Genomic DNA, 22,927 nt, shown 5'->3' with positions numbered 1-22,927 from the left:
AGTGGTTCTATTTAACGCAAAACAGCACAAAAAACAGCCAAACTCATGTGGCTCGCAGTAGGTTGAGTATTGTCGGACAGCCTCCTAGTCAGCCGCCACAGCTATCGCCGTGGCGGCTGTTCTAATTCCCGCTACAGGTGGTATCCTCAGTAGGTTTTTAGAACCCTCACGCAAAACACAGGACGTATCACATGGCCACCATTACCCTGAAAGGCAATCCGGTTGAAACCAGCGGCAACCTGCCGGCTGTCGGCAGCCAGGCGCCGGACTTTACCCTAGTGAAAACCGATCTCAGCGAAGCCACGCTGGCCGACTATCGCGGCAGCAAGCTGGTACTCAATATTTTCCCGTCGGTAGATACCCCGACCTGCGCCACCTCTGTCCGTGTCTTCAACAAGCGCGCAGCCGACAACGGCATCAATGTTCTTTGCGTCTCCGCCGACCTGCCTTTCGCTGCTGCACGTTTCTGTGGCGCTGAAGGTATCGACAAGGTTGCTACCGGCTCCAGCTTTCGCTCCGATTTTGGCGCAGCCTATGGCCAGACCATCACCACAGGCCCACTGAGCGGCATTCTGGCCCGCTCCGTGGTTGTAATTGATGAAAACGGCAAGGTTCTGCACGCAGAACAGGTGGCTGAAATCGCTGACGAACCGGACTACGACGCAGCCCTGAAAGCGCTCTAAGCCGGTTTAAAAAAAACACCTGTCAATCTGATCAACAGATTTACAGGTGAGTCCCTATTGGGCTGCCCTCGAATGCGGCGGCCCGATATCTGCGTAACCCCGCCACATCGATAACAAACTCACTCCTCTGCTAAATTCCAGTCTGCCGGTCCCAATAAGGCGGGCTGCCATAGTAGTCGGCAAAATAGTCGATAAAGGCCCGGACCTTGCCGGCCAGCAAGCGTGAACTTGGGTAAACCGCCCAGAGTGCGGTATCAGCCACCAGCGGATAGTCGGACAGTATCTGCACCAGTTCGCCGCGCTGAAAATGCTCATAAATGCACCAGGTTGAGCTGCGCGCAATACCCAAACCGGCAACACAGGCATCGCGCACGGATTCTCCGTTATCCGCCCTGATACTGCCTTTTGTCTTGATACTCAGATGGCCCGCGGCCAAATCAAACACCCAGTTTTCCAGCCCGCTCAAATTAATACATTGGTGATTGCGCAGATCCTGCGGCGAGGCGGGCTCACCGAACCTGTCGAGGTACTCCGGGGAGGCGCACAAAATGCGATTGTCCGGCGCCAGCTTGCGCGCAACCAGCGATGAGTCCTTCAGGCTGGAGTTGCGTATGGCGATGTCGAACCCGCCTTCAACCAGATCCACCACTGCGTCCGAAAAGCGAAAATCAACACCCAGATCGGGATAGCGCGCCAAAAAGCCCTTCATGGCGGGTATCAGATGCATACGGCCAAAAGACGCCGGCGCTGCGATTCTCAATACGCCTGCCGGGGAATCCTTGCCCGAGCCGACCGATGCCTGTGCGGCCCCGACACTGGCCAGAACATCTTCGGCATGGGGCACAAAGGCCTCGCCTTCTTCGGTCAGCGACACCTTGCGAGTGGTTCGGTGCACCAGACGCACGCCAAGCCCCTCCTCCAGTTTGCTGATATGCGCACTGGCAACCGCCGGGGAAAGCCCCAGTTCCTGCCCCGCCTGACTGATGTTGTGGGTAGAGGCGACCCGAAGAAAAAGTTTGAGATGCTCAATATTCATAGGTGACTATCAATAATTTCTAAAAACTGATTACAAATACTGCCCCATTATCAATTTCAAATAAAGTATTTATGATTCACTTCATCAAACGACACATCAACAAACACTTCAACCAACACACTCGGCCGGCTCAACTGGAGCCGCGTCAAAAACACCGGAGCAGAGCATGTTTGAAAATATTGGCTGGATCGTCGAAGCAAAAATTATCGAAGGCAAGCATGATGAGTTCCAAGCCGTTATGCAGGAGATCGTTGCTGCAACCCGCAAGGAAGGTGGCACCCTGAACTACCAGTACTTTGTATCCGATGATGGCGATGTACTGGTGTACGAACGTTTTGCCACCGTTGAGTCCGCGCATATCCATATCGACAACTGGGACAAGTTTGCCGACCGCTGGCTCGCCGCCGCTCCGGGCACTCGCATGGTGCACCTGGGTGACCTGCCGGAAGAACTGCGCGTACGTCACGCGGCACTCGCGCCCAAGATGCTGAAACCTTTTGGTGGCTTCGCCCGCTAAGCCCAGAGCGCCGGGGCAGTCTGCACCGGCACTCGCCCTTATTCCTCACAGGAGATCAAGATTATGACCTACTACTCGGTTCTGGATGTAACGCCAACCACAGATGAATGGGTTCCGGATTATATAGGCCCTGCCAACCGGCTGGTCGCTCACTATGGTGGCAAATACCTCGCCCGCACCGCCAGCCACGAGCGCCTGGAGGGGGATAGTGAAGGGAAAAGCGAAAGCCCTGCGCTGCGCATCCTTATCGCCTGGCCTTCGAAGGAAGCTGCCGTGAGCTTTATGAATGACCCTGAGTACGTGCCTCATCTCAAGGCACGCACAGCGGGCTCCATCAGCAACCACTACCTTGTTGAAGGCAAAGACGATCTGGCCTGAGGCCCATGACGGAGGCGCACCCTGCGCCTCCCGCCTTCAGATTTTCGGAGACACAGTAAATGCCACAAGAAACCCAGTACAGCAGCTTCCCGCATATAAATCGGGGCTATAACAGCACCTTTCAGCCGGGCCGGCTGAGCCTGGGGCTCGTAGTGCCACTGGAAAACTATGCCTCGGGGCCTGTACCTACTATGCAGAGCCACCTGGAGCGGGTGCAACTAGCCGAAACCCTGGGGTTTGCCGCCCTCTGGTTGAGGGACGTGCCCTTCAATGTGCCATCATTCGGCGATGCAGGTCAGATTTTTGACCCCTTCATCTATCTGGGCCTGCTGACCGGGCGCACCGAGCGTATTGCCCTGGGAGTCGCCAGCCTGGTGTTGCCGCTGCGCCACCCGGCTCATGTCGCCAAAGCCGCAGCGAGCGTCGACGTCCTCTCGGATGGACGCCTGATTCTGGGAGTCGCCTCCGGTGATCGCCCGGAAGAATATCCGGCGTTCAGGCTTCCCTTCGCCGAGCGCGGAGCCCGCTTTCGCGAGAGCTTCGACTACATCAGGCGCAGCTGGGAAGACAAGGCTGAATTCGAGAACGCCTTTGGCAGCCCCTATGGCGGCATGGACCTGCTGCCAAAGCCCGTAGGCGGCCGGGTCCCCTTGCTGATTACCGGTTCCAGCCAGCAAGATCCCGACTGGATAGCGCGTAACGGCCATGGCTGGATCACCTATCCCCGTGCTATTGATACTCAGGCCAAAATTATTGGCGACTGGCGTGAACGCGTTAAGGCCGCAGGCGGCCCAGCGAAACCTGCCATACAATCGCTCTATATAGACTTGGCCACGGATCCGCAGGAACCTCCCCAGCCTATCCATTTGGGGTTCCGGTCGGGCATCAACTACCTGCGGGAGTATCTGACATCGCTGGAAGCGATCGGCGTTAACCATGTTGCCCTGAACCTGCGCTTCAATCAGGCGGATACTGACACAACCCTGCAACGCCTGGCGGATGAGATCCTGCCCGAATTTTCGAACCAAGGGAGATAAACCCTATGCAGAAAACCATTCTCGTCACCGGCTCGACCGATGGCATAGGCCTGGAGACCGCGAAGATGCTCGTCTCTCAGGGCCACCATGTGCTTGTGCACGGGCGCAATCAGGCCAAACTGGAAACAACCCTACAAACGCTTTCGGCGCTAACCGACAATGCTCAGATAGACGGTTATCTGGCCGATTTTTCGACCATGGCGGAGGTCGAGGCACTCGCAAAAGCCATAGCTGCAAAGCACGAAACACTGGATGTTCTAATCAACAACGCCGGTATCCTGCGCGCGCCAGAAACAACCACCGCGGATAAGCTGGATATTCGCTTTGCCGTCAATACCCTGGCCCCCTATCTGCTGACGCAAAGACTGCTGCCGCTCATCAAAACGTCGGGGCGCGTGATAAACCTGTCATCGGCTGCGCAATCACCGGTGGATCTGGAGGCCCTGGCCGGGCGCCGCCCCTTGGCCGAGATGGCCGCCTACTCCCAGAGCAAACTGGCACTAACCATCTGGTCCCGCCACCTGGCGCTGGCGCTCAAGGCCGAGGGTCCGGCCATCATCGCGGTCAACCCGGGATCATTGCTGGCCAGCAAGATGGTAAAAGAAGGATTCGGCATAGCCGGTAACGATATTCGCATCGGCGCGGACATACTGATTCGCGCGTCCCTGTCCGATGAGTTCGAAGAGGCTTCAGGCCAGTACTTCGACAATGACTCCAAAAGCTTCGCATCACCCCACCCAGACGCATTGAATGCAGAGAAATCCGCCGAGCTTGTGCGTGTTATCGAAAAGCTGCTGGCCACTATTCTGGGGCAGGCCCAAGGCTGATGTGCCGCTTTGCAGGGCTGGGCACCTAACGCAGTCCTGCCCTCTCACTTCAGGCGCGCTTTACCCGCCGAGCCACATAGTGTGAGATTTTGGGGGCTTGGTCCCCCTGGTGAAAGCTCAGTTTTTGTTCCCAGAGTGCCTGATCGTGGGCCGTCACCCGTTCGTGTTGTCGCAGATGCTCCACCCAGGAGCCATCCACGAAATACTCGATAAAGTGCCCCAGATCTGCGGCATCCTGGAACAGCTCCCACGACAAAGCCCCGTTGCGCAATCGCATGCGTCGGCTTTCCTGCATCAGCTGCATGAATTCATCGACCCGGGCCACCTCAATCTGGTATTCCAGCTGCGTCATGATAGGCCCCTGACGGGGCAAGAGCGGCACGGCCAGCTCGGGTTCGTTCCAGAATTGCAGTGGGGTCAGATCCTGGGTTCCCTCAGTTTCAATCCGCACCCGCGCCAACACCACCAGCGCCAGCATGGCACAAAGCGCCGCCGCCACCAGGCTGACGCGTGTATCGGCAAGGGTTGCCACCTGCCCCCAGAGAGCAGCCCCCAGTGCAGTGCCGCCCATCATCGCCATCTGATACACCGACATGCCCCGGGCCCGCACCCAGTCGGGCAGTACCAGCTGCACGCTCACCGACAGGGAGTTAGCTGTGGCCAGCCAGGAGGAACCGGCCAGCAGCAACGCCGCCATGGCGACCCAGATAGTGGGGGCATAGGCCAGCATCAAAGTGGCAAGGGCATTGGCCAGGGTGCCGTAATTCACCATTTCACTGCGCCCGATACGCTGTCGCAGCCGTGGCAACAGAAAAGCCGCCAGTATTGCGCCCACACCAATGGTCGCCAGCAGCAGCGTATAGGTTCCGGCATCGCCGCCCGGCAGTTGCTTTGCCACTATCGGCAAAAGCGCAATGGAGGCGATGGAGAACATAAAGAAGGTCGATGCACGCAGCAGCACTGCATGCATCTCCGGTGACTGGCGTACATACTGAAAACCCACCCGCATGGCGCCAAAAAACCGCTCAGCCGGCAAGGCGCTAACCTTGCGCTCCCGGTGCCAGCGCAACAGCGCCAGTGCCACCAGCACCGACAGCACGGCATTGATCAGAAACACCCAGGCAGTGCCACCCCAGGCAATCACGGCACCGGCGATCATGGGCCCTATAACCCGCGCCCCGTTCATCGAGACACCGTTCAGTGCCATGGCCCGGCCCAGCTCCTCCCGTGGTACCAGTTCCGGCAACAAGGCGGAAAACACCGGCCAGCGCATGGCCAGGCCAATACCATTGGCAAAGGTCAGCAACAGCAACAGCGTGGGCGTCAACATGCCCAGCAATGCCACAACACAGAGTACCGCCGCGACACCGGCCACCCAGAGCTGGGTGGCAATAAAGTAACGCCGCCGATCCAGAATATCGGCCAGAGCCCCACTGGGCGCGCCGAGCAGAAACACCGGCAGGGTGGCCGCCGCCTGCACCAGCGCCACCATCACAGGCTTGTCGCTTAAGGAAAGCATCAGCCAGGCAGCAGCCACATCGTTCATCCACATGCACAGATTGGCCGTGAGCCAGGCGCACCAGAGCATGCGATACACCGGATGACGCAGGGGCGCCCAGGCCGAACCCGTATCGACTGTTATATCCTTGCTGTTAGCAGACACCACTGCGGACCTCCCTGAACAGACTCCCCATCTGGGGTAATACGTTATCCACCGCCAAAATATCAGGCGCTGCTGCCCTGGGCGACATCCACCACCAGCCGGCGTATCCATTCGTGGGCACTGTTGTGCTGCAGCAGCGGACTCCAGGCCATCTTCAACTCGAACATCGGAATATCGAACGGCGGTGGGCGCATGATCAGGCGCGCATCCCTGCGTTTGGAGAGTGCAGCACGCGCCGGAATGGTCACCACCAGGTTCTTCTGCTGTGCCATATGCACTGCCGACTGGTAATGGCGGGTAAAGACGGAAATATGGCGCTGATGACCGATACGCTTCAGGGCTTCATCAACCCAGCCCAGGCGCTTGGTATCCTGCGGGGTAATGCCAAGGCTTGCCCCCATGCCGGTTTTGCTGACCCAGACATGGCTGGCCTCAAGGTAGGTCTGCAAATTAAAGTCGGCGGCAATCGGATTGTCGGCGCTGAAAAGGCAGGAAAAGCTGTCGCGCCACAGAGTCACCTGATGAAAAGCCTGGGGCATGCTGTCGAAGCGATTAATCACCAGATCCACATGGCCCTGCTCAACATCCAGAAAACTCATGTCACTGGGAGTCAGTATATCCAGCACCACGCCGGGGGCTTCCTGACTTAAACGCTCAAGCAGTAACGGAATCAAGGTCGATTCGCCATAATCGCTGGTCATAATGCGAAACACCCGGTCGCTGCTGGCAGCGTCGAACTGCACACTGGGCTCGACCGCCAGCTCTATGGTGGCCAGCGCCTGGCGTATCATGGGCTGCAGCGCCAGTGCCCGCTCGGTTGGCAGCATGCCCTCGCTGGTACGCACAAGCAGCGGATCGTTCAAGGTATCGCGCAGGCGTCGCAAACCGTTGCTCATGGCCGGCTGGGTGATACCCAGCAGGCTGGCGGCCCGGGTGACGTTGCGCTCGCGCAGCAAAACATCGAAGTAAACAAGCAGATTAAGGTCGAGTCGTTCAAGGTTCATGGTAGATTAACCCGCGCAAAGTCAGTAACTATGGGTGTTTCAGACAAACATTCATTGGGTGAATGTTACAAATAGAACCCATTTATTTCAATTATAAAATCAATCCGCATACTATTGATTTCGAAAGCAAACACATACAGCCTTGCAACCGGGCTGTCAGGACTCCGAGGGATCTACAATGTCAGACTACAACAAAGACATCGACGCTATCGCCAACCTTCGTGCTGCTCAGGGCACCGCATGGAATGCCATCAACCCTGAATCCGCTGCCCGCATGAAAGCGCAGAATCGCTTCAAGACCGGTCTGGACATTGCCAAGTACACCGCCGCCATCATGCGTCAGGACATGGCTGACTACGATGCCGACACCGCCTCTTACACTCAATCTCTGGGTTGCTGGCACGGCTTTATCGGCCAGCAAAAAATGATTGCGATCAAGAAACACCACGGCACCACCAGCAAGCGCTACCTTTACCTGTCTGGCTGGATGGTTGCTGCACTGCGCTCCGAATTCGGACCTCTGCCTGACCAGTCCATGCACGAGAAAACCTCTGTTGCAGCCCTGATCGAAGAGCTCTACACCTTCCTGCGCCAGGCTGACTCCCGCGAACTGGATCAGCTGTTCGTTGCACTGGACGATGCCCGCGCTGCTGGTGACAACGCCCTGCAAGGCGAAATACAGGCCAAGATCGACAACCACGAAACGCACATAGTGCCGATCATCGCCGACATTGACGCCGGATTCGGTAACCCGGAAGCGACCTACCTGCTGGCCAAGAAAATGATCGAAGCCGGCGCCTGCTGCATCCAGCTGGAAAACCAGGTTTCCGACGAGAAGCAGTGCGGTCACCAGGATGGCAAGGTCACCGTACCTCACGCCGACTTCCTGGCCAAGATCAACGCCGTTCGCTACGCCTTCCTTGAGCTGGGTATCGACGACGGTGTTATCGTTGCCCGCACCGACTCCCTGGGTGCCGGCCTGACCAAACAGATTGCCGTGACCAATGAGCCAGGCGACCTGGGTGACCAGTACAACGCTTTCCTGGATTGCGAAGAAGTCTCTACTGCCGACATGAAAAATGGCGATGTAGTACTGAACCGCGACGGCAAGCTGCTGCGTCCCAAGCGTCTGCCGAGCAACCTGTTCCAGTTCAAGAAAGGCACCGGCGAAGACCGCTGCGTACTGGACTGCATCACCTCCTTGCAGAACGGCGCCGACCTGCTGTGGATCGAAACCGAGAAGCCCCACGTTGGCCAGATCGCAGCCATGGTTAACCGTATCCGCGAAGTCGTGCCTAACGCCAAGCTGGTGTACAACAACAGCCCGTCCTTCAACTGGACGCTGAACTTCCGCCAGCAGGTATTCGATACCATGGCTGAAGCCGGCCAGGACATGAGCGCCTACGACCGCGCCAACCTGATGAGCGTTGATTACGACGAAACCGAACTGGCACAGGTTGCCGACGAGAAGATCCGTACCTTCCAGAGCGACGCCGCGGCTGAAGCCGGTATCTTCCATCACCTGATCACACTGCCGACTTACCACACAGCCGCGCTGTCTACCGACAACCTGGCCAAGGGCTACTTCGGTGCCGAGGGCATGCTGGCTTACGTCAAGGGTGTTCAGCGTCAGGAACTGCGTCAGGGCATCGCCTGCGTCAAGCACCAGAACATGGCCGGCTCCGACATCGGTGACAACCACAAGGAATACTTCGCCGGTGAAGCCGCGCTCAAGGCCGGTGGTAAAGACAACACCATGAACCAGTTCGGCTAAGTTCGGCTAAGACCCACAAGCCCCGGCCACAGTAATGTGATCGGGGCTTTGTTCTAGCTGCAGTCTGTACGCACCGCGCAGTCATTAATTACACGCTCTAACCAAGCTGGTAAAGAGCTACACACATTGGCATGAACCAGTTCGGCTAAGACCCAAAAGCCCCAGTCACAGTAATGTGATTGGGGCCTGGTATTGCGCGCAGTTGCAACGACTGCGCGCAATCCGCTAAAGGCCACTGGCCTGATGCAAACAAGTTTCATCAGCACTTATCCAGTGCACATGACCCAGCGGGCGAACGCAGGTTCGCCCCCTTTTTTGTACATGGATGTACTTATCCTGCGAGCACAGGGACGTGCAGGAGCAGGGTTTATGTACAGGACGTACGTATACCGCGTGCGCATGGATGCGCTGGAGCGGTGTGTACATGGATGTAACTTCATCGTTATTTGCTCCTGCAATAACGATATTCCCACCATCCCTGGTGGTCATCCTGCGAGCACAGGGGCAGTTTTTTGCTCCTGCAAAAACTGCATTCAAGCCATCCCTGGCTCTCATGTGCACGACTACAGGGATGTAGGAGGTAGAGCGACGCAGGATGCCAAAGCCGAGGAGCAGGGTTTATGTACAGGACGTACGTATACCGCGTGCGCATGGATGCGCTGGAGCGGTGTGTACATGGATGTACTTCATCGTTATTTGCTCCTGCAATAACGATATTCCCACCATCCCTGGCGGTCATCCTGCGAGCACAGGGGCAGTTTTTTGCTCCTGCAAAAACTGCATTCAAGCCATCCCTGGCTCTCATGTGCACGACTACATGGATGTAGGAGGCAGAGTGACGCAGGATACCAAAGCCGAGGAGCAGGGTTTATCCTGCTGGCCTGGCGCAAGACAGCGATGCTTATTCGTTTACTACCATTTGAAAACCGCCGAAGATCATGCGCTTGCCGTCAAATGGCATGGGCTCGCCCTGTTTTGCAAACAGCGGATCCGCCATCGCATTTTCCATGCCTTTGTCCCTGACAGATTTTGAGGGCCATGTAATCCAGGAGAACACCACGACCTCGTCCTCCTTGCACTGCACCGCCATCGGGAATGAGGTCACCTTGCCATCAGGCACATCATCACCCCAGCATTCGACAAGATTCAGCGCGCCATGCTTTTTGAATACCGCTGCGACATTGCGGGCGAGCTCTATGTATTTTTCCTTGTTTTCCCGTGGCACTGCGACCACGTAACCGTCGATGTAGTTCATAACTGGCTCCTGACGTTAGCCTTATATTCTTAGCCGGACCTCCTTACTCGGACCTCTTTGCATGGAAAGAAAATCCCGCACGTCCTCGTACCTGCGCCCGGTCTTTTTGAATAAAGAGTTGCTGGCCTGGCCGCACACGTATCCATGCGTGTGTGCGGCCTGACTTGGGCGGCTGCCCCCCGGATCAAGCCAGATCGAAACGATCCGCGTTCATCACCTTGGTCCAGGCAGCGACGAAATCACGCACAAACCGTTCTTGCGCGTCGTCTTGTGCATAGACTTCGGCCAGAGCCCGCAACTGGGAATTGGAGCCGAAGACGAGATCAACCCGCGTCGCCGTCCACTTCACATTGCCCGTCTTGCGGTCACGTCCCTTGAACACGTCGTCATCACCAGAGGCGGGCATCCACTCGGTACTCATATCAAGCAGGTTGACGAAGAAGTCATTGCTCAGCGTCTCGGTACGCTTGGTAAACACACCCTCCTGAGCCTTGCCATAGTTGGCATCCAGCACTCGCATCCCCCCCACGAGCACGGCCATTTCAGGTGCGCTCAGTTGCAACAGCTGCGCCTTGTCCACCAGCATCGCCTCATCCGATACGGTGAATTTGGTCCGACGATAGTTACGAAAACCGTCGGCATCTGGCTTAAGCGGCTCAAAGGAGTCCACATCGGTTTGATCCTGCGTGGCGTCGGTACGGCCCGGGCTAAACGGAACCTCGATACCATGACCTGCGTCTTTCGCGGCCTTCTCTATGGCGGCGCAGCCCCCCAGAACTATCAGGTCCGCCATCGACACCCGCCTGTTGCCAGACTGGGTATTGAAGGCTTTCTGGACCCCCTCAAGGGTCTGGAGCACTTTCGCCAGCTGTGCAGGCTGGTTCACTTCCCAGTCCTTCTGCGGCGCCAGACGAATGCGCGCACCGTTGGCACCGCCCCGCTTGTCCGAGCCACGGAAGGTGGACGCCGACGCCCAGGCGGTTGCAACCAGCTCTGAGACGGACAGACCTGAGGCAAGAATCTTGCCCTTCAGCCCAGCGATGTCCTGCGGGTTGATCAGTTCATGCTCTGGCGCCGGAACCGGGTCTTGCCAGATCAACACTTCTGCCGGTACTTCCGGGCCAAGGTAACGCCCGATAGGGCCCATATCGCGGTGCGTCAGTTTGTACCAGGCCCGTGCAAAGGCATCCGCGAACTCGTCCGGATTCGCATGGAAGTGCTGGGAGATCTTGCGGTACTCCGGATCCTCCCGCATGGCCATGTCCGCGGTCGACATCATAGGCGCATGACGCCTGTTAGGATTGTGGGCATCCGGAACTGTGTCTTTTGCGGCTTCCTCTTTGGGCGTCCACTGCTGAGCGCCCGCCGGGCTGCGGGTCAGTTCCCACTCGTAGCCGAACAGTGTGTCAAAGTAGCTCATGTCCCAGAGGGTCGGGGTCGAGGTCCAGGCGCCCTCCAGCCCACTGGTGATGGTGTATTCGCCCTTGCCTGTGCCCAGGCTATTTTTCCAGCCCAGGCCCATTTCCTCCATGGGGGCGGCCTCTGGCTCGGCGCCCACGTGGACCTCCGGATCGCCCGCACCGTGGGTTTTGCCGAAGGTGTGACCACCGGCCGTCAGCGCAACGGTCTCGTAGTCGTTCATGGCCATCCGGGCAAAGGTCTCACGTATATCGCGGGCGGACGCGAGCGGATCCGGGTTGCCGTCCGGGCCTTCGGGGTTTACGTAGATCAGGCCCATCTGAACAGCGGCGAGCGGATTTTCCAGCTCGCGTTCACCGGAGTAACGACTGTTGGGCTTGTCACTCGTGGCCAGCCATGTGTCCTCAGCCCCCCAATAGATATCTTCTTCCGGCTCCCAGATGTCGGCACGGCCGCCACCAAAACCGAAGGTCTTGAACCCCATGGACTCCAGCGCCACGTTACCCGTCAGAATGATCAGGTCGGCCCAGGAAAGGCTGTTGCCGTACTTCTGTTTGATCGGCCAGAGCAGCCGACGCGCCTTGTCGAGGTTGCCGTTGTCCGGCCAGCTGTTAAGCGGTGCGAAACGCTGCGCGCCGGCGCCAGCCCCACCACGGCCATCACCGATACGGTAGGTCCCCGCGCTGTGCCACGCCATGCGGATAAAGAAAGGTCCGTAGTGCCCATAGTCGGCTGGCCACCAGTCCTGCGAGTCGGTCATCAGTGCATGCAGATCCGTTTTCACCGCCGCCAGATCGAGTGATTTGAATGCCTGGGCGTAGTTAAAGTCCTCGTCCATCGGGCTCATTTCAGACGTGTTCTGATGGAGAATTCTGAGATTCAGCTGGTTCGGCCACCAGTGGAGGTTTGCCGTGCCCTTGTCTCCCAGGCTGGTGCGAGATCCGTGCATGACCGGGCACTTGCCTGCAGCACCGGTATCGTTATTACTTGCGCTCATGTCTATCTCCTGTTGCCGCGGCGTTTGTGATACTGACTCATCGCCACTGCGTGTTAACAAGGTATACCAACTCCGTGCGATTGGTTGAAATTGCTTATCCTGATCAATCCGATAGTCTTTCTGCATGGCCCAACTTGCAGCATTGGGATTCGTGCTTTTTAACCTGGCGGACAGCCCGGTTTCCCCAGCTATTCATTATGGTCCTCACCACTCAGGTTAGCTCCTTATGGCAGCAGGACTGTTGTAGAATCCAGTCAAAAGAATCCACAGCGGCGTCGGCAGATGGGCGGCGGAGCGAATCGGTAAAAAATCTTTGTATAAAAATTCCTATTTTCGCCAGACAGAGACCACAGCATGCCAGACGACGTTGCAGCAGAAACCCAAGCGAGTGCGCCTGAAATATCACTCAGTGAGCTGTTGCGGGAAATAACGAACTTCCTGCCGGATTCGGCTCTGCCGGCCTGGGAACTGGTTTCGCAAAATCCCATACTGGGGTCGCTGCTGATCGCTCTGATCTTTTATGTACTGGGGGTGAGCTTTCGCTCCCTGCTGACGAATGTCGTCGGTCGCATCATCGGTTTGGACAGGTCACCGGTGGACAACACCGCACTGCAGTATTTGCGCAAACCCGTGTTTGTGACCGTCTTCTTTTTTGGCTTGTCGCTGGCTGTCAGCGTCGTCAACATGCCGCTGGGTGATGGCATCGTCAATCTGCTGTTTTCGCTGATCACCATCAGCTGGATGACGGCGGCGTTTCGCATATCCACCCTGTTGCTCGAAGCCCTGAGCGGGGAAAACCGCTTCAAGCTGGTCGATAGCAAAACCGTGCCACTGTTCGACCTCACGAGCAAGCTGGTTATCATCATGATCGGCAGCTACATACTGCTAATGATCTGGGGCATCAACCCGGTGGGCTGGCTTGCGTCAGCCGGTATCGTCGGTATCGCCGTGGGTTTTGCCGCCAAGGACACCCTGGCGAACCTTTTTTCCGGCTTTTTCATTGTTGCCGACGCCCCTTACAAGATCGGCGACTACATCAACCTGGATACCGGCGAGCGCGGCAAGGTCTGCGCCATCGGCCTGCGCAGCACGCGACTGCTGACCCGGGACGATGTGGAAATCACCATCCCCAACGGCGTCATCGCCAACGCAAAAATCATCAATGAAAGCGGCGGGCCGCTGAACGTGCGCATTCGCATTGTGATCGGCGTGGCCTATGGTTCCGATGTTGACCAGGTGGGCGAACTGCTGATGCAGGCCGGTATGGAGCACCCAGAAGTCTGCACCTCGCCGGAGCCGCGAGTACGGCTGCGCGGCTTTGGCGCCTCGAGCCTGGATTTCAACCTGATGTGCTGGATCCGGCATCCCCAGGACCGGGGCCGTATCTCCCATGACCTCAATGTGGCGATCTACAAACTGTTCGCGGAGCACGGCGTGGAAATTCCCTACGCCAAGCAGGATGTTTATATCAAGCAGTGGCCGGAAAAGCCGCACACTGAATAAAGAGTAATGGGGAATCGTGACGGGGGCCGGAGTTATTCTGGCTGCCACATGCGGTTGTGCCTCCGCTCTAGTCGACGCCGATAGGGGTCAGTTTATTATTTTTGGGTGAATGGTTTTCCCTGTGCTACTTTCACTGTTCAGTGCAGGATAATTTCCCATGAATAAAACAGACCTTGCAAGCATCTACCGGGACTACATAGCCTGCCTGAACAATCAGGATTGGTCGCAGCTGACACAGTTCGTTCATGATGAAGTGAGCCGTAATGGCCAGCGAATCGGACTATCAGGTTATCGCGATATGCTGCAAAAAGACTTCCAGGGAATTCCGGATCTCTATTTCACTATTGAGCTGCTAATTAGCGATCCACCTTGTATCGCCAGCCAACTTCAATTCGACTGTACGCCACAGGGTATATTCCTGGGTCTGCCGGTCAACGGCAAGAAAGTGTCCTTTAGCGAGAACGTATTTTATACGTTTCACGAAAATAAAATTTGGCAAGTTTCGTCGATTATCGACAAAGCGGCGATCGAAGCTCAGCTTTAGGACAAGCATGCACGCTGTGGCCCGCGCCAAAACTCGATTGCCACCCGGCCCATTAATACGAACATCAGTTCATAAATGATCGCAGGACTCCCGCGATGCGCGTCGTTCTGCATGTTCCGGACAGTGATAGCTGCCCGTGCACTGGCTAAGCCCCCAGCAGCGTATCCAGACTGATGTTCTGTACATCCAGATACTGGGCCAGAACACCGACGATCAGTTCGTGATCATCGCGGGAAGGCAGGCCCGATACGGTGATAACGGCAACAACCCCCGCGCCACGAACCCGAACCGGGAAGCTGCCGCCGTGGGCGGCATAGTCCAGCGGATCCAGCCCCATGTCCGGCCCCACGCTCTGGCCTGAGGCCTTCAGGCGCTCACCGCACAGCAGGGATGAGCACTGCTTGCGCAGCGCCATGTTGCCCTTGCGACGCGCCCACTCGTCGTTGTCCGGCGCGGAACCTGGCAGAGCCGCGAAGTACAGCCGACGATTGGCTGTGCGGATATCAATCACCACCGGTGCCTTGCTCGCCGCCGCCTGTTCCCGCAGTGCATTACCCACTGCAAAGGCGGTATCTTCATCAAAACCGCCCAATACCAGAGCCTGTTCCTGCTGCTCCAGCGCACTGATCAAATTAGTCACCTTCACCTCTTTTTTTGTGTTTGCTATAGCTGTTATGTCTGCGGAATAAGGTGGAGCTGCGCAGCGCTTTCCACCGCTCTTGCTCTTGCTCTTGCTCTTGCTCTTGCTCTTTCCCTCGCCCCTCGCCCCTCGCCCCTCGCCCCTCGCCCCTCGCCCCTCGCCCAGCAGTGTACGCCATTGGATTGCACTAAAAATAGAGCCTTGAGCCCCGAACCAAAAACGCCGACAGCATGGCGTTTGCACCACCCTGTCGGCGTTGTATTCAGGCTCAGGTACTGGCTTGTGCGCCTGTCTCAGCTTTTATCCTGCCCCTAGCCCCTAGCCCCTAGCCCCTAGCCCCTAGAGCCCCTAGCCCCTTTTATCTTGCCCCTGCTTTTAAGACACAAACTCCGCCATCCGGCGCCGGCTTACCATTCCGGTAAACTCGCCTTCCTCATTGGTTACGCCTATTGGCTGGTCATCCTTGCCAACCAGCAGGCGCGGCAGCAGGGCTTCAAGTTCTGCGCTATCGGGTACGCAGTTCACATTGCTGACGTAATCGGCGATATACCCCGCGCCTTCGCTCAGGGCCCGTTCGGCTTCCCCCAGAGTAATGATGCCTTTAAGGCTCTTGCCATCCAGCACACAGGCATAATCAGCGTGGCGTTCGCGGATCTTCTCCAGTGCCTGCTGCGGCGACGTACGCCCGGTCAGGGTCAGCAGAGTCTTGTTCACCACATGGGCGGCTGTAAGCACCTTGGTACGGTTAACGTCGTGCACGAAGGCCTCAACGTAGTCGTCTGCCGGGTGCAGCAATATATCCTCCGGGTTACCCACCTGAATCAGCTTGCCGTCGCGCAGGATAGCTATCTTGTCTCCCAGGCGCAGCGCTTCATCCAGATCATGGGTTATGAAGATGATGGTCTTGTGCAGTTTGTGCTGCAGGCTGATCAGCTGATCCTGCATTTCGCGGCGGATCAGCGGGTCCAGCGCCGAGAATGCCTCGTCCATCAGCAATATTTCGGCATCGGTACAAAGCGCCCGGGCTAGGCCCACACGCTGCTGCTGGCCACCGGAGAGCTGCGACGGATACTGATCTTCGTAGCCACCAAGGCCCACTGCATCGAGCCAGTGCATGGCCTTTTCCTTCACCTTGTCTTTGGAAAGACCCTGAATGCTGAGGCCATAACCAACATTTTCCAGCACACTGTGATGCGGCAGCAGACCAAAACGCTGGAACACCATGGACATTTTGTGGCGCCTGAAGTCCTGCAGCTCCCGGGCGGAGAACTTCATTACATCCACGCCATCGACAAAGATATGCCCCTGAGTGGGGTCGATCAGACGATTGAAATGTCGAATAAGGGTCGATTTGCCTGAGCCTGAGAGCCCCATGATGACAAAGATCTCGCCCTTGTTTATATCCAGATTGATGTTCTGCAGCCCCAGGGTATGACCAGTGGCCGCAAGGATCTCATCCTTGCTCTGACCAGCTTCCACCATTGGGATCACAGACTCCGGGTTATCACCGAACACCTTGAACAGGTTTTTAATTCTAACCAGAGGTTCAGCCATGATCAGTACCTTCCATGTGCTTCTGCGTGCGCTTTGCGTAGGCTTGGGAAACACGGTCGAAAATGATGGCAAGCGCCACAATCGCCAAGCCGTTAAACAGACCGAGGGTAAAGTACTGGTTGGTGATGGACTTGAGTACTGGCTGCCCCAGGCCCTTGACGCCGATCATGGAGGCTATTACCACCATGGCCAGAGACATCATGATCGTCTGGTTAATACCCGCCATGATGGTGGGCATGGCCAGGGGCAACTGCACACCCATCAGCCGCTGCGTGGGGCTGGCACCGTAGGATGTTGCAGCCTCCAGCACTTCACGATCCACCAGCCGGATCCCCAGGTTGGTGAGTCGGATGACTGGCGGTATGGCATAGATCACTACCGCGATTACACCCGGAATGCGACCGATTCCCAGCAGCATGACCACCGGTATAAGGTAAACAAAGGCCGGCATGGTCTGCATGATATCCAGCATGGGCGTAACCGTGGATTGCACCCGATCGGAACGCGCCATCATAATGCCCACCGGAATGCCTAACGCAATCGATAGCATGGTACAGACAGTAATGATACTGAGGGTGCGCATGGTGTCTTCCCACATGCCGAAATAACCGATCAGCAGAAAGGACACTATAACGCCCAGTGAAAGCTTCCAGGAGCGGGATGCAAAATACGCCAATGCCGTGATCGCGATAATAATCAGCGGCCAGGGAGTATTCAGCAGGAGTTTTTCAAACCAGATAAGAAAGGTTAGCAACGGATCGAAGATGGTTTCGATACTTTCGCCATATTCGCGGGAAAAGTCACGATAGGTGGCGTCGAGGGACTTGCGAATAGCCAGCAGGCCTTCGCGACTCATTTTGGGAAATTCTGTTAGCCAAGATTCACCGGCCATAAAGGGTATCCTGTGCTGTGGATCAGGCGAAACCGCAGGCAGCCTCCCTGCGCCTGCGGTGTCTACGGTTGCTCAGGTAATTACAGCTTGCCGAGCGCATCCTTAACCCTGGCGGCGACTTCAGGCTCCAGCCAGGTGGACCAGCTGCTTTCGTTTTCCATCAGGAAATGCTCCATGGCGATTTCACCATCGGCCTGATTGTCTTCCATCCATGCCAGCAGCTTGTTCAGATCGCTGTTAGTGAATGAGCGGGTGGCCAGGTATTCAAACTCTTTGGGGTGGCTTTTGGCGAAATCAGACGTGGTGTAACTGTACACCGGCGACTCGGGCCACATGGTCACCTTGGGTTCAAGACAGTCTTCCTTGGTGGTGCAGCTAAGGAAATGCTCCTTGTCTATACCGCTGCCAAAATCAACCTTCACCATGTCGTACTTGCCAAGAATAGCCGTTGGCGCCCAGTAGTAGCCCAGCCAGGCCTGCTCGCGCTCATAGGCACGGGCAATGGAGCCATCCAGCCCTGCCGCCGAGCCCGGATCAATCAGCTCAAACCCTGCGTCTTCCAGCTTGAGGGCACGGTACAGGTTATTCACTACCAGCTGACAACCCCAGCCCGCCGGGCAGCCAATCAGCGCCGAACGATCCGGATCTTCAGGGTGCGTAAACAGCTTGGCATTGGCCTTAATGCCCTCAATAGTCGCCAGACTCGGATCCTTGTCGACCATGTATTTGGGTACCCAGAGTGCCTCTTCGCCACCCTCGGACAGTACCTTGCCTGCCACCTGTAGCTGACCGTCAGCCACGGCGGTATCCAAAGCGGCCTGGAAAGAGTTGGTCCAGAGCTCCGGAGCTATATCCGGTTCTTTCTTTTCCATCATGGAGGTGGTGGTGGGCATGGTATCACCGGGCACCAGTTCTGCTGCGCAGCCAAAACCATGTTCAAGTATAAAACGGTCGATATTGGCGATCAGTGTCGCCGAGCTCCAGTTCATGTCTGCGATCGTGACTTTGCCGCAATCTTCGGCGGCATAGCCGGTAGATGCAGCCAGCATAAGTGCGACTGCTGCGAGAGACTTCTTCATGGCGGACTCCGGTTTCATCAATTAGCACTCATCACTGAAAGGCCTGAATATAACACCCAGATTAGTCCAAAATCAGCAACAATACGCTTAACATTTTTTTTGTTATAAACTTGTAAAACAAATAAAATTCAAACATTTACAGTAACTTACCAGCAAAAAAACACACAGGGAAAAATATCCTGAATGTCTTCGCGAAGAGACACTATATCATTTTAAAACAGAATAAACACAGCCGTTCAGGCACCCTGAAGCTCCAGCGGTGGCAACAATGCCGAGCCGCTACACCCCAGAATAAATGACTGTTACAGAATCTGCTGGATCATATCCAGCCTGTGTAAAAGCCGCAGCCGTACACAAACCTGCTCAGTGAGTGTGGCACACCTCTAAGGAAATACAGCGGGCATATTTGAATAATTCAGCAGGGTAAAAAGCACGCAGCGGTGCGGCTAGAGCCTGTCGGACTTGGCCGGTCGTAGCGAGGGAAAGTCCGTTTTGTTCAGCACATCCATGTGCTTCACCCCTTCGGGGCTTGCGCGTTCAATCACTCCCTACGATAGAATGAGGCAGTTTTTGAACTCTTTTGAGGCGACAAATCGGCAGGATAGCCGATTTGCACAGCGTTAGCTGCCCGCAGGGCAAGCTACAGGGATGTAGCTTGTGCATAGTGGTTCTAAAAGAGTAAACAAAAATGACCCCTCTTTGTTAAAGAGAGAGGCTTTTCCGCAGTAGATCAGTGGTAAGTCCGACAGGCTGCTAGAGCACCGACGCTTAAGCGTCGGACAAAGTGGCTGAGGCAGGCAGATAACAGGGAATACCGTAAAGGACAGAAGAATAGCAGGCCCCTGGCACTGAACAACAACCGGGAATTCAGCGCCTTGCAGCGGCATCATCTCCCTGGGCGCACGCCAGCACATCAGCTTTGGCAAGCATCGAGTTGTCACCCGGCGTGGTCATCACCAGGGCACCATGGGCCGTGGCGATGTCCAGCGCCTGGGGGATCTCCATGCCGGCCAGCATGGCGTGAATATAGCCGCCGGCAAAGGCATCCCCGCCCCCAACCCGATCGAGTATCGACAGGCCAAGCCTCGGCCTTGCGCTATACAACTGACCGCCCGACAGGCAGATACCGCTCCAGTCATTGTGGGAGGCATCCTTCACCACCCGCATGGTACTGACCACCTGCCTGAGATGGGGAAACTGCTGCTGCATCTGCTGCAGCGCATCGCCAAATACGGCTTCATCCAGGCTATCAACCGGTCGCGGCAGGCTCTCGACGCCAAAGAGCACATCGGCATACTGAATCAGCTCTGCGTTGGCGGCTTTGGCTGCAGCCCGGCCACCGCGGGACTGCCACAGGGAGGCGCGGTAATTGAGGTCATAGGAGACCACGGCGCCCTGTGCCCTGGCCGCCTGCATGGCGGCCGCCACCACGGCATGACTCAATTCACTCAGCCCTGCCATTACACCGCCGACATGGAACCAGCGGGGCCTGGCGGTGGAAAACAGCGCGCTCCAGTCGATATCCGAGGCCTGTAGCTGGGCGATCGCCGTGTGGCCACGATCCATCACCGCCGCCGCGCCGCGCTCGCCAAAACCACGCTCCATGAAATAGAGGCCATTGCGCGCGGCCTGCCCCAGGCCATCGTGGGGTTGCCAGTGAATCCAGCGACTGTCCACGCCGGAGCGCCGGATAAGCCCCTCGATCAGGCGGCCCACTTCGTTGTCCACCAGCGCACTGACAATCGCCGTGCGCCGGTTGAAACACTGGCTCAGGCCCTGCACAACATTATATTCACCGCCCCCTTCCCAGACATTGAAGGCATTCGCGCGGCGAATACGGCCCTCGCCCGGGTCCAGCCGCAGCATCACCTCCCCCAGGGCGAGGCAATCATAGCTCTGTGCATCTTCGGGCGGGACCTGCAGTATGCGGGGCTCTGTCATGCCGCCACCTCGTCACTGTTCTGTGGCAGGCCCGAGGGCCAGACAGCGCCCGGCTGAGCCGCAAAGAGCGCACTGAGTTCCGTCGCCAATGCCTGATCCAGCGGTTCATCAATCCATTGCAGGTTCTTCAGCAGGTTGTCGGGGTTGGCGGTGCCCACCAGGGTGGATGCAATCAGCGGGTGTTGCACGGCGAATTGCAGCGCGATGCGGGTGATATCGACACCCCGCTCCCGGCACAGCTCCGTCGCCCGGCGGGCACATTCGCGCAGCGCCGCATCCGCCGGGTGCCAGTCCGGCGCGCCGCGTTCGGTCAGCAGTCCCATGCAGGTGGGCGAGCCATTGATAATGCCGATATTGCGGGCCTCCAGCTGCGGCATCAGGCGCTCCAGTGACCTGTCGTGCAGGGCATAGCGGCAGTAGGTCAGAATGCAGTCGATATCGAACCCTTCGATAACCTGGGCAAAGCTGCGCAGCGGATAGCCGGTCACACCGAAGGCGCGTATTCGACCCTCTGCCTTGAGCCGCTCAAGGCATGGCAGCGCCTCGTGCAGCACTATATCCAGATCGACGAATTCAATATCATGCAGCAGGAAAATATCCACTTCATCGACGCCGAGCCGCACCAGGCTCTCATCCAGGCTCTGGCGGATACGCTTTGCCGACATATCGAAGTCGCTGGGTTGCGCGCCATAGCGCCCGGCCTTGGTCGAGATAAAGTACCGTTCGCGCTCGATCCCCTTGAGTGCCTTGCCCAGCACCGTTTCCGCCCGGGTGAGACCGTAATAGGGGGAACAGTCGATCAGATTGATGCCCGCATCCAGCGCGGTATGCACGGTGCGAATGCCGATTGAGGCATCCACATCGCGAAAGACCCCGCCCAGCGGCGAGGCGCCGTAGCCCAGAGTTGATATCTCAAGGCCGGTTTTTCCCAGTGTGCGGTATTGCATGCGCCAAACCCTTTTATTGGTAGCAAAATTTGTTAAAGCCCGTAAAAGCGCCGGGCGTTGTCACCAAAGACCGCCGCCTCATGCTCCGGGTAGTGCCGGCGTACGAAGTCGGCCAGCAGCGCCTGTACGCCGGCGTAGGGCGCTGCCAGCAGGCAAACGGGCCAGTCGGAGCCAAACATCAGCCGCTGTGGCCCGAAGCAGTCAAACACATGCTCAAGACAGGGCTCAAAGTCCACCGCACTCCAGCCGTTCCAGTGAGCTTCAGTGACCAGCCCCGAGACCTTGCAATACAGGTGCGGATGGGACCCGAGCTCGGCGATGCCGGCACGCCAGGCTGCCAGATCACCGCCGCGGATATCCGGCTTGGCAACATGATCCAGCACCAGACGCATGGGCGGCAGCTGTTGCAGCAAGCTACAGGCCTCGGGCAACTGCTGTGGCTTGATCAGCAGCTCGTAGCAATAATCCAGCTGAGCCAGACGCTGAAGGCCGCGCACGAAGGCGGGTCGCAACATGAAACCGGGCTCGGCTTCATCCTGCAATACATGGCGAAACCCCTTGAGCTGCGCCTCACCCGCAACGGCTGCGAGCCTGGTATCCAGATCCTCGGCCTGCAGATCAATCCAGCCGATGACCGCCAGAATCCGGGGCTTGTCGCGCGCCAGCTGCAGCAGCCAGCGCGTTTCATCCTCGCACTGGCGGGCCTGCACGGCGATGCTGCCATCAAGGCGCTGGCGTTGCAGCACAGCCGCCAGATCATCTGGCAGGTAGTCCCGCTTCAGCACGTCCATTGCGCCATCAATCCAGCCGTAATCCGCCGCGCTGTAGCGCCAGAAATGCTGATGCGCATCAATTCTCACAGGCGCTCTCCTTCAGCACTTTTGCATGTCAAAACAGCATTCCATCGGCAGCCATTTTTCATCGGGCAAGGCGCCCGGCAGTCGCTGCTGAAACTGATCCATCAGGGCTTCCCATTCCCGGCAGGCCGGATCGAGCTGCAGATAGGCCTCGTAGGCGCGCTGCGGCTCATAGTCATCCACCGTGGTGCTGAGCATAAAGAGCCGGTTGCCATGGCAATAGATTTGCATGTCCAGCACACCCACCTGTTTCAGGCTGGCAATCACCTGCGGCCACACCTGTTGATGATGCTGCTTGTAAGCCTCGATCAGCGCCGGGTCGTCTTTAAGGTCCAGCGTCAGTGCATACTGCTTCATCGTCTTTGTCCCCGCTTATGGCT

The 22,927-nt window shown here is 57.4% G+C and carries 21 protein-coding genes; 8 read left to right on the top strand and 13 right to left on the bottom strand.

The window, feature by feature from the left end:
* Positions 1–191 precede the first annotated feature (191 nt).
* Positions 192–683: a thiol peroxidase gene (gene tpx, locus MPRO_RS15085; protein WP_067294338.1), complete on the top strand. Its 492-nt coding sequence runs from the start codon at positions 192–194 to the stop codon at positions 681–683.
* Positions 684–813: 130 nt separating this feature from the next.
* Here tpx and MPRO_RS15080 read toward each other — a convergent pair whose 3' ends face one another.
* Positions 814–1,719 (bottom strand): LysR family transcriptional regulator, encoded by a 906-nt coding sequence (locus tag MPRO_RS15080; RefSeq protein WP_067294335.1) that lies wholly within the window; start codon positions 1,717–1,719, stop codon positions 814–816.
* A gap of 166 nt (positions 1,720–1,885) precedes the next feature.
* On the opposite strand from MPRO_RS15080, the gene MPRO_RS15075 reads away from it, so the two are divergent.
* The 4 genes from MPRO_RS15075 to MPRO_RS15060 all read left to right on the top strand — a co-directional run bounded on the left by MPRO_RS15075 (position 1,886) and on the right by MPRO_RS15060 (position 4,478).
* Positions 1,886–2,236, top strand: a complete 351-nt coding sequence (locus MPRO_RS15075) for a putative quinol monooxygenase (protein ID WP_067294332.1) — start codon at positions 1,886–1,888, stop codon at positions 2,234–2,236.
* 63 nt (positions 2,237–2,299) lie between these two features.
* Positions 2,300–2,614: a DUF1330 domain-containing protein gene (locus tag MPRO_RS15070; protein ID WP_067294328.1), complete on the top strand. Its 315-nt coding sequence runs from the start codon at positions 2,300–2,302 to the stop codon at positions 2,612–2,614.
* A gap of 59 nt (positions 2,615–2,673) precedes the next feature.
* Positions 2,674–3,651 (top strand): LLM class oxidoreductase, encoded by a 978-nt coding sequence (locus tag MPRO_RS15065; RefSeq protein WP_067294325.1) that lies wholly within the window; start codon positions 2,674–2,676, stop codon positions 3,649–3,651.
* Between the two features lie 5 nt (positions 3,652–3,656).
* On the top strand, positions 3,657–4,478 hold the full coding sequence (locus tag MPRO_RS15060; protein ID WP_067294322.1) for an SDR family NAD(P)-dependent oxidoreductase: 822 nt from the start codon (positions 3,657–3,659) through the stop codon (positions 4,476–4,478).
* A gap of 49 nt (positions 4,479–4,527) precedes the next feature.
* Here the strand turns inward: MPRO_RS15060 and MPRO_RS15055 are convergent, their stop codons facing one another.
* Positions 4,528–6,141, bottom strand: coding sequence for an MFS transporter (locus MPRO_RS15055; protein WP_245635109.1), 1,614 nt, complete (start codon positions 6,139–6,141; stop codon positions 4,528–4,530).
* A 62-nt stretch (positions 6,142–6,203) separates the two neighbouring features.
* Positions 6,204–7,145: a LysR family transcriptional regulator gene (locus MPRO_RS15050; protein ID WP_067294314.1), complete on the bottom strand. Its 942-nt coding sequence runs from the start codon at positions 7,143–7,145 to the stop codon at positions 6,204–6,206.
* 178 nt (positions 7,146–7,323) lie between these two features.
* Here MPRO_RS15050 and MPRO_RS15045 point away from each other — a divergent pair, with 178 nt between their 5' ends.
* On the top strand, positions 7,324–8,919 hold the full coding sequence (locus MPRO_RS15045) for an isocitrate lyase (protein WP_067294310.1): 1,596 nt from the start codon (positions 7,324–7,326) through the stop codon (positions 8,917–8,919).
* Positions 8,920–9,820: 901 nt separating this feature from the next.
* Here the strand turns inward: MPRO_RS15045 and MPRO_RS15040 are convergent.
* Both MPRO_RS15040 and katG read right to left on the bottom strand, forming a co-directional pair.
* The gene (locus MPRO_RS15040) at positions 9,821–10,174 is read right to left on the bottom strand and encodes a DUF1428 domain-containing protein (RefSeq protein ID WP_067294306.1); all 354 of its coding nucleotides are present in this window, start codon (positions 10,172–10,174) and stop codon (positions 9,821–9,823) included.
* A gap of 184 nt (positions 10,175–10,358) precedes the next feature.
* Positions 10,359–12,590 carry a catalase/peroxidase HPI gene (gene katG, locus MPRO_RS15035; protein WP_067294303.1) on the bottom strand — a complete coding sequence of 744 codons (2,232 nt, stop codon included), beginning with the start codon at positions 12,588–12,590 and terminating at the stop codon, positions 10,359–10,361.
* A gap of 354 nt (positions 12,591–12,944) precedes the next feature.
* On the opposite strand from katG, the gene MPRO_RS15030 reads away from it, so the two are divergent.
* Together MPRO_RS15030 and MPRO_RS15025 are read left to right on the top strand one after the other, a co-directional pair.
* A complete protein-coding gene (locus MPRO_RS15030; RefSeq protein WP_245635108.1) occupies positions 12,945–14,093 on the top strand; it encodes a mechanosensitive ion channel family protein in 1,149 nt (382 codons plus the stop codon).
* 157 nt (positions 14,094–14,250) lie between these two features.
* Entirely contained in the window at positions 14,251–14,637 is a 387-nt protein-coding gene (locus MPRO_RS15025) for an ester cyclase (RefSeq protein ID WP_067294300.1), read from the top strand.
* A gap of 145 nt (positions 14,638–14,782) precedes the next feature.
* Here the strand turns inward: MPRO_RS15025 and MPRO_RS15020 are convergent, their stop codons facing one another.
* The 8 genes from MPRO_RS15020 to MPRO_RS14980 form a co-directional block, all read right to left on the bottom strand.
* Positions 14,783–15,277 carry a heme-degrading domain-containing protein gene (locus MPRO_RS15020; RefSeq protein WP_067294297.1) on the bottom strand — a complete coding sequence of 165 codons (495 nt, stop codon included), beginning with the start codon at positions 15,275–15,277 and terminating at the stop codon, positions 14,783–14,785.
* Positions 15,278–15,652: 375 nt separating this feature from the next.
* Positions 15,653–16,831, bottom strand: coding sequence for a quaternary amine ABC transporter ATP-binding protein (locus MPRO_RS15010; RefSeq protein WP_067294292.1), 1,179 nt, complete (start codon positions 16,829–16,831; stop codon positions 15,653–15,655).
* Positions 16,824–17,723 carry an ABC transporter permease gene (locus tag MPRO_RS15005; RefSeq protein WP_067294289.1) on the bottom strand — a complete coding sequence of 300 codons (900 nt, stop codon included), beginning with the start codon at positions 17,721–17,723 and terminating at the stop codon, positions 16,824–16,826. The genes MPRO_RS15010 and MPRO_RS15005 overlap by 8 nt, the downstream gene beginning before the upstream one ends.
* Before the next feature lie 80 nt (positions 17,724–17,803).
* The gene (locus MPRO_RS15000; protein WP_067294286.1) at positions 17,804–18,802 is read right to left on the bottom strand and encodes an ABC transporter substrate-binding protein; all 999 of its coding nucleotides are present in this window, start codon (positions 18,800–18,802) and stop codon (positions 17,804–17,806) included.
* 867 nt (positions 18,803–19,669) lie between these two features.
* Positions 19,670–20,743: a sugar kinase gene (locus MPRO_RS14995; protein ID WP_067294283.1), complete on the bottom strand. Its 1,074-nt coding sequence runs from the start codon at positions 20,741–20,743 to the stop codon at positions 19,670–19,672.
* Entirely contained in the window at positions 20,740–21,690 is a 951-nt protein-coding gene (locus MPRO_RS14990; RefSeq protein ID WP_067294279.1) for an aldo/keto reductase, read from the bottom strand. Before MPRO_RS14990 ends, MPRO_RS14995 begins: the two co-directional genes overlap by 4 nt.
* Before the next feature lie 32 nt (positions 21,691–21,722).
* A complete protein-coding gene (locus tag MPRO_RS14985; protein ID WP_067294276.1) occupies positions 21,723–22,550 on the bottom strand; it encodes an amidohydrolase family protein in 828 nt (275 codons plus the stop codon).
* A gap of 12 nt (positions 22,551–22,562) precedes the next feature.
* A complete protein-coding gene (locus tag MPRO_RS14980) occupies positions 22,563–22,904 on the bottom strand; it encodes an L-rhamnose mutarotase (RefSeq protein WP_067294273.1) in 342 nt (113 codons plus the stop codon).
* Positions 22,905–22,927 lie beyond the last annotated feature (23 nt).

The organism is Marinobacterium profundum (assembly GCF_001528745.1).
In the GTDB taxonomy this organism is placed as follows: domain Bacteria; phylum Pseudomonadota; class Gammaproteobacteria; order Pseudomonadales; family Balneatricaceae; genus Marinobacterium_A; species Marinobacterium_A profundum.
This window is presented reverse-complemented; position numbering and strand designations above follow the sequence as displayed.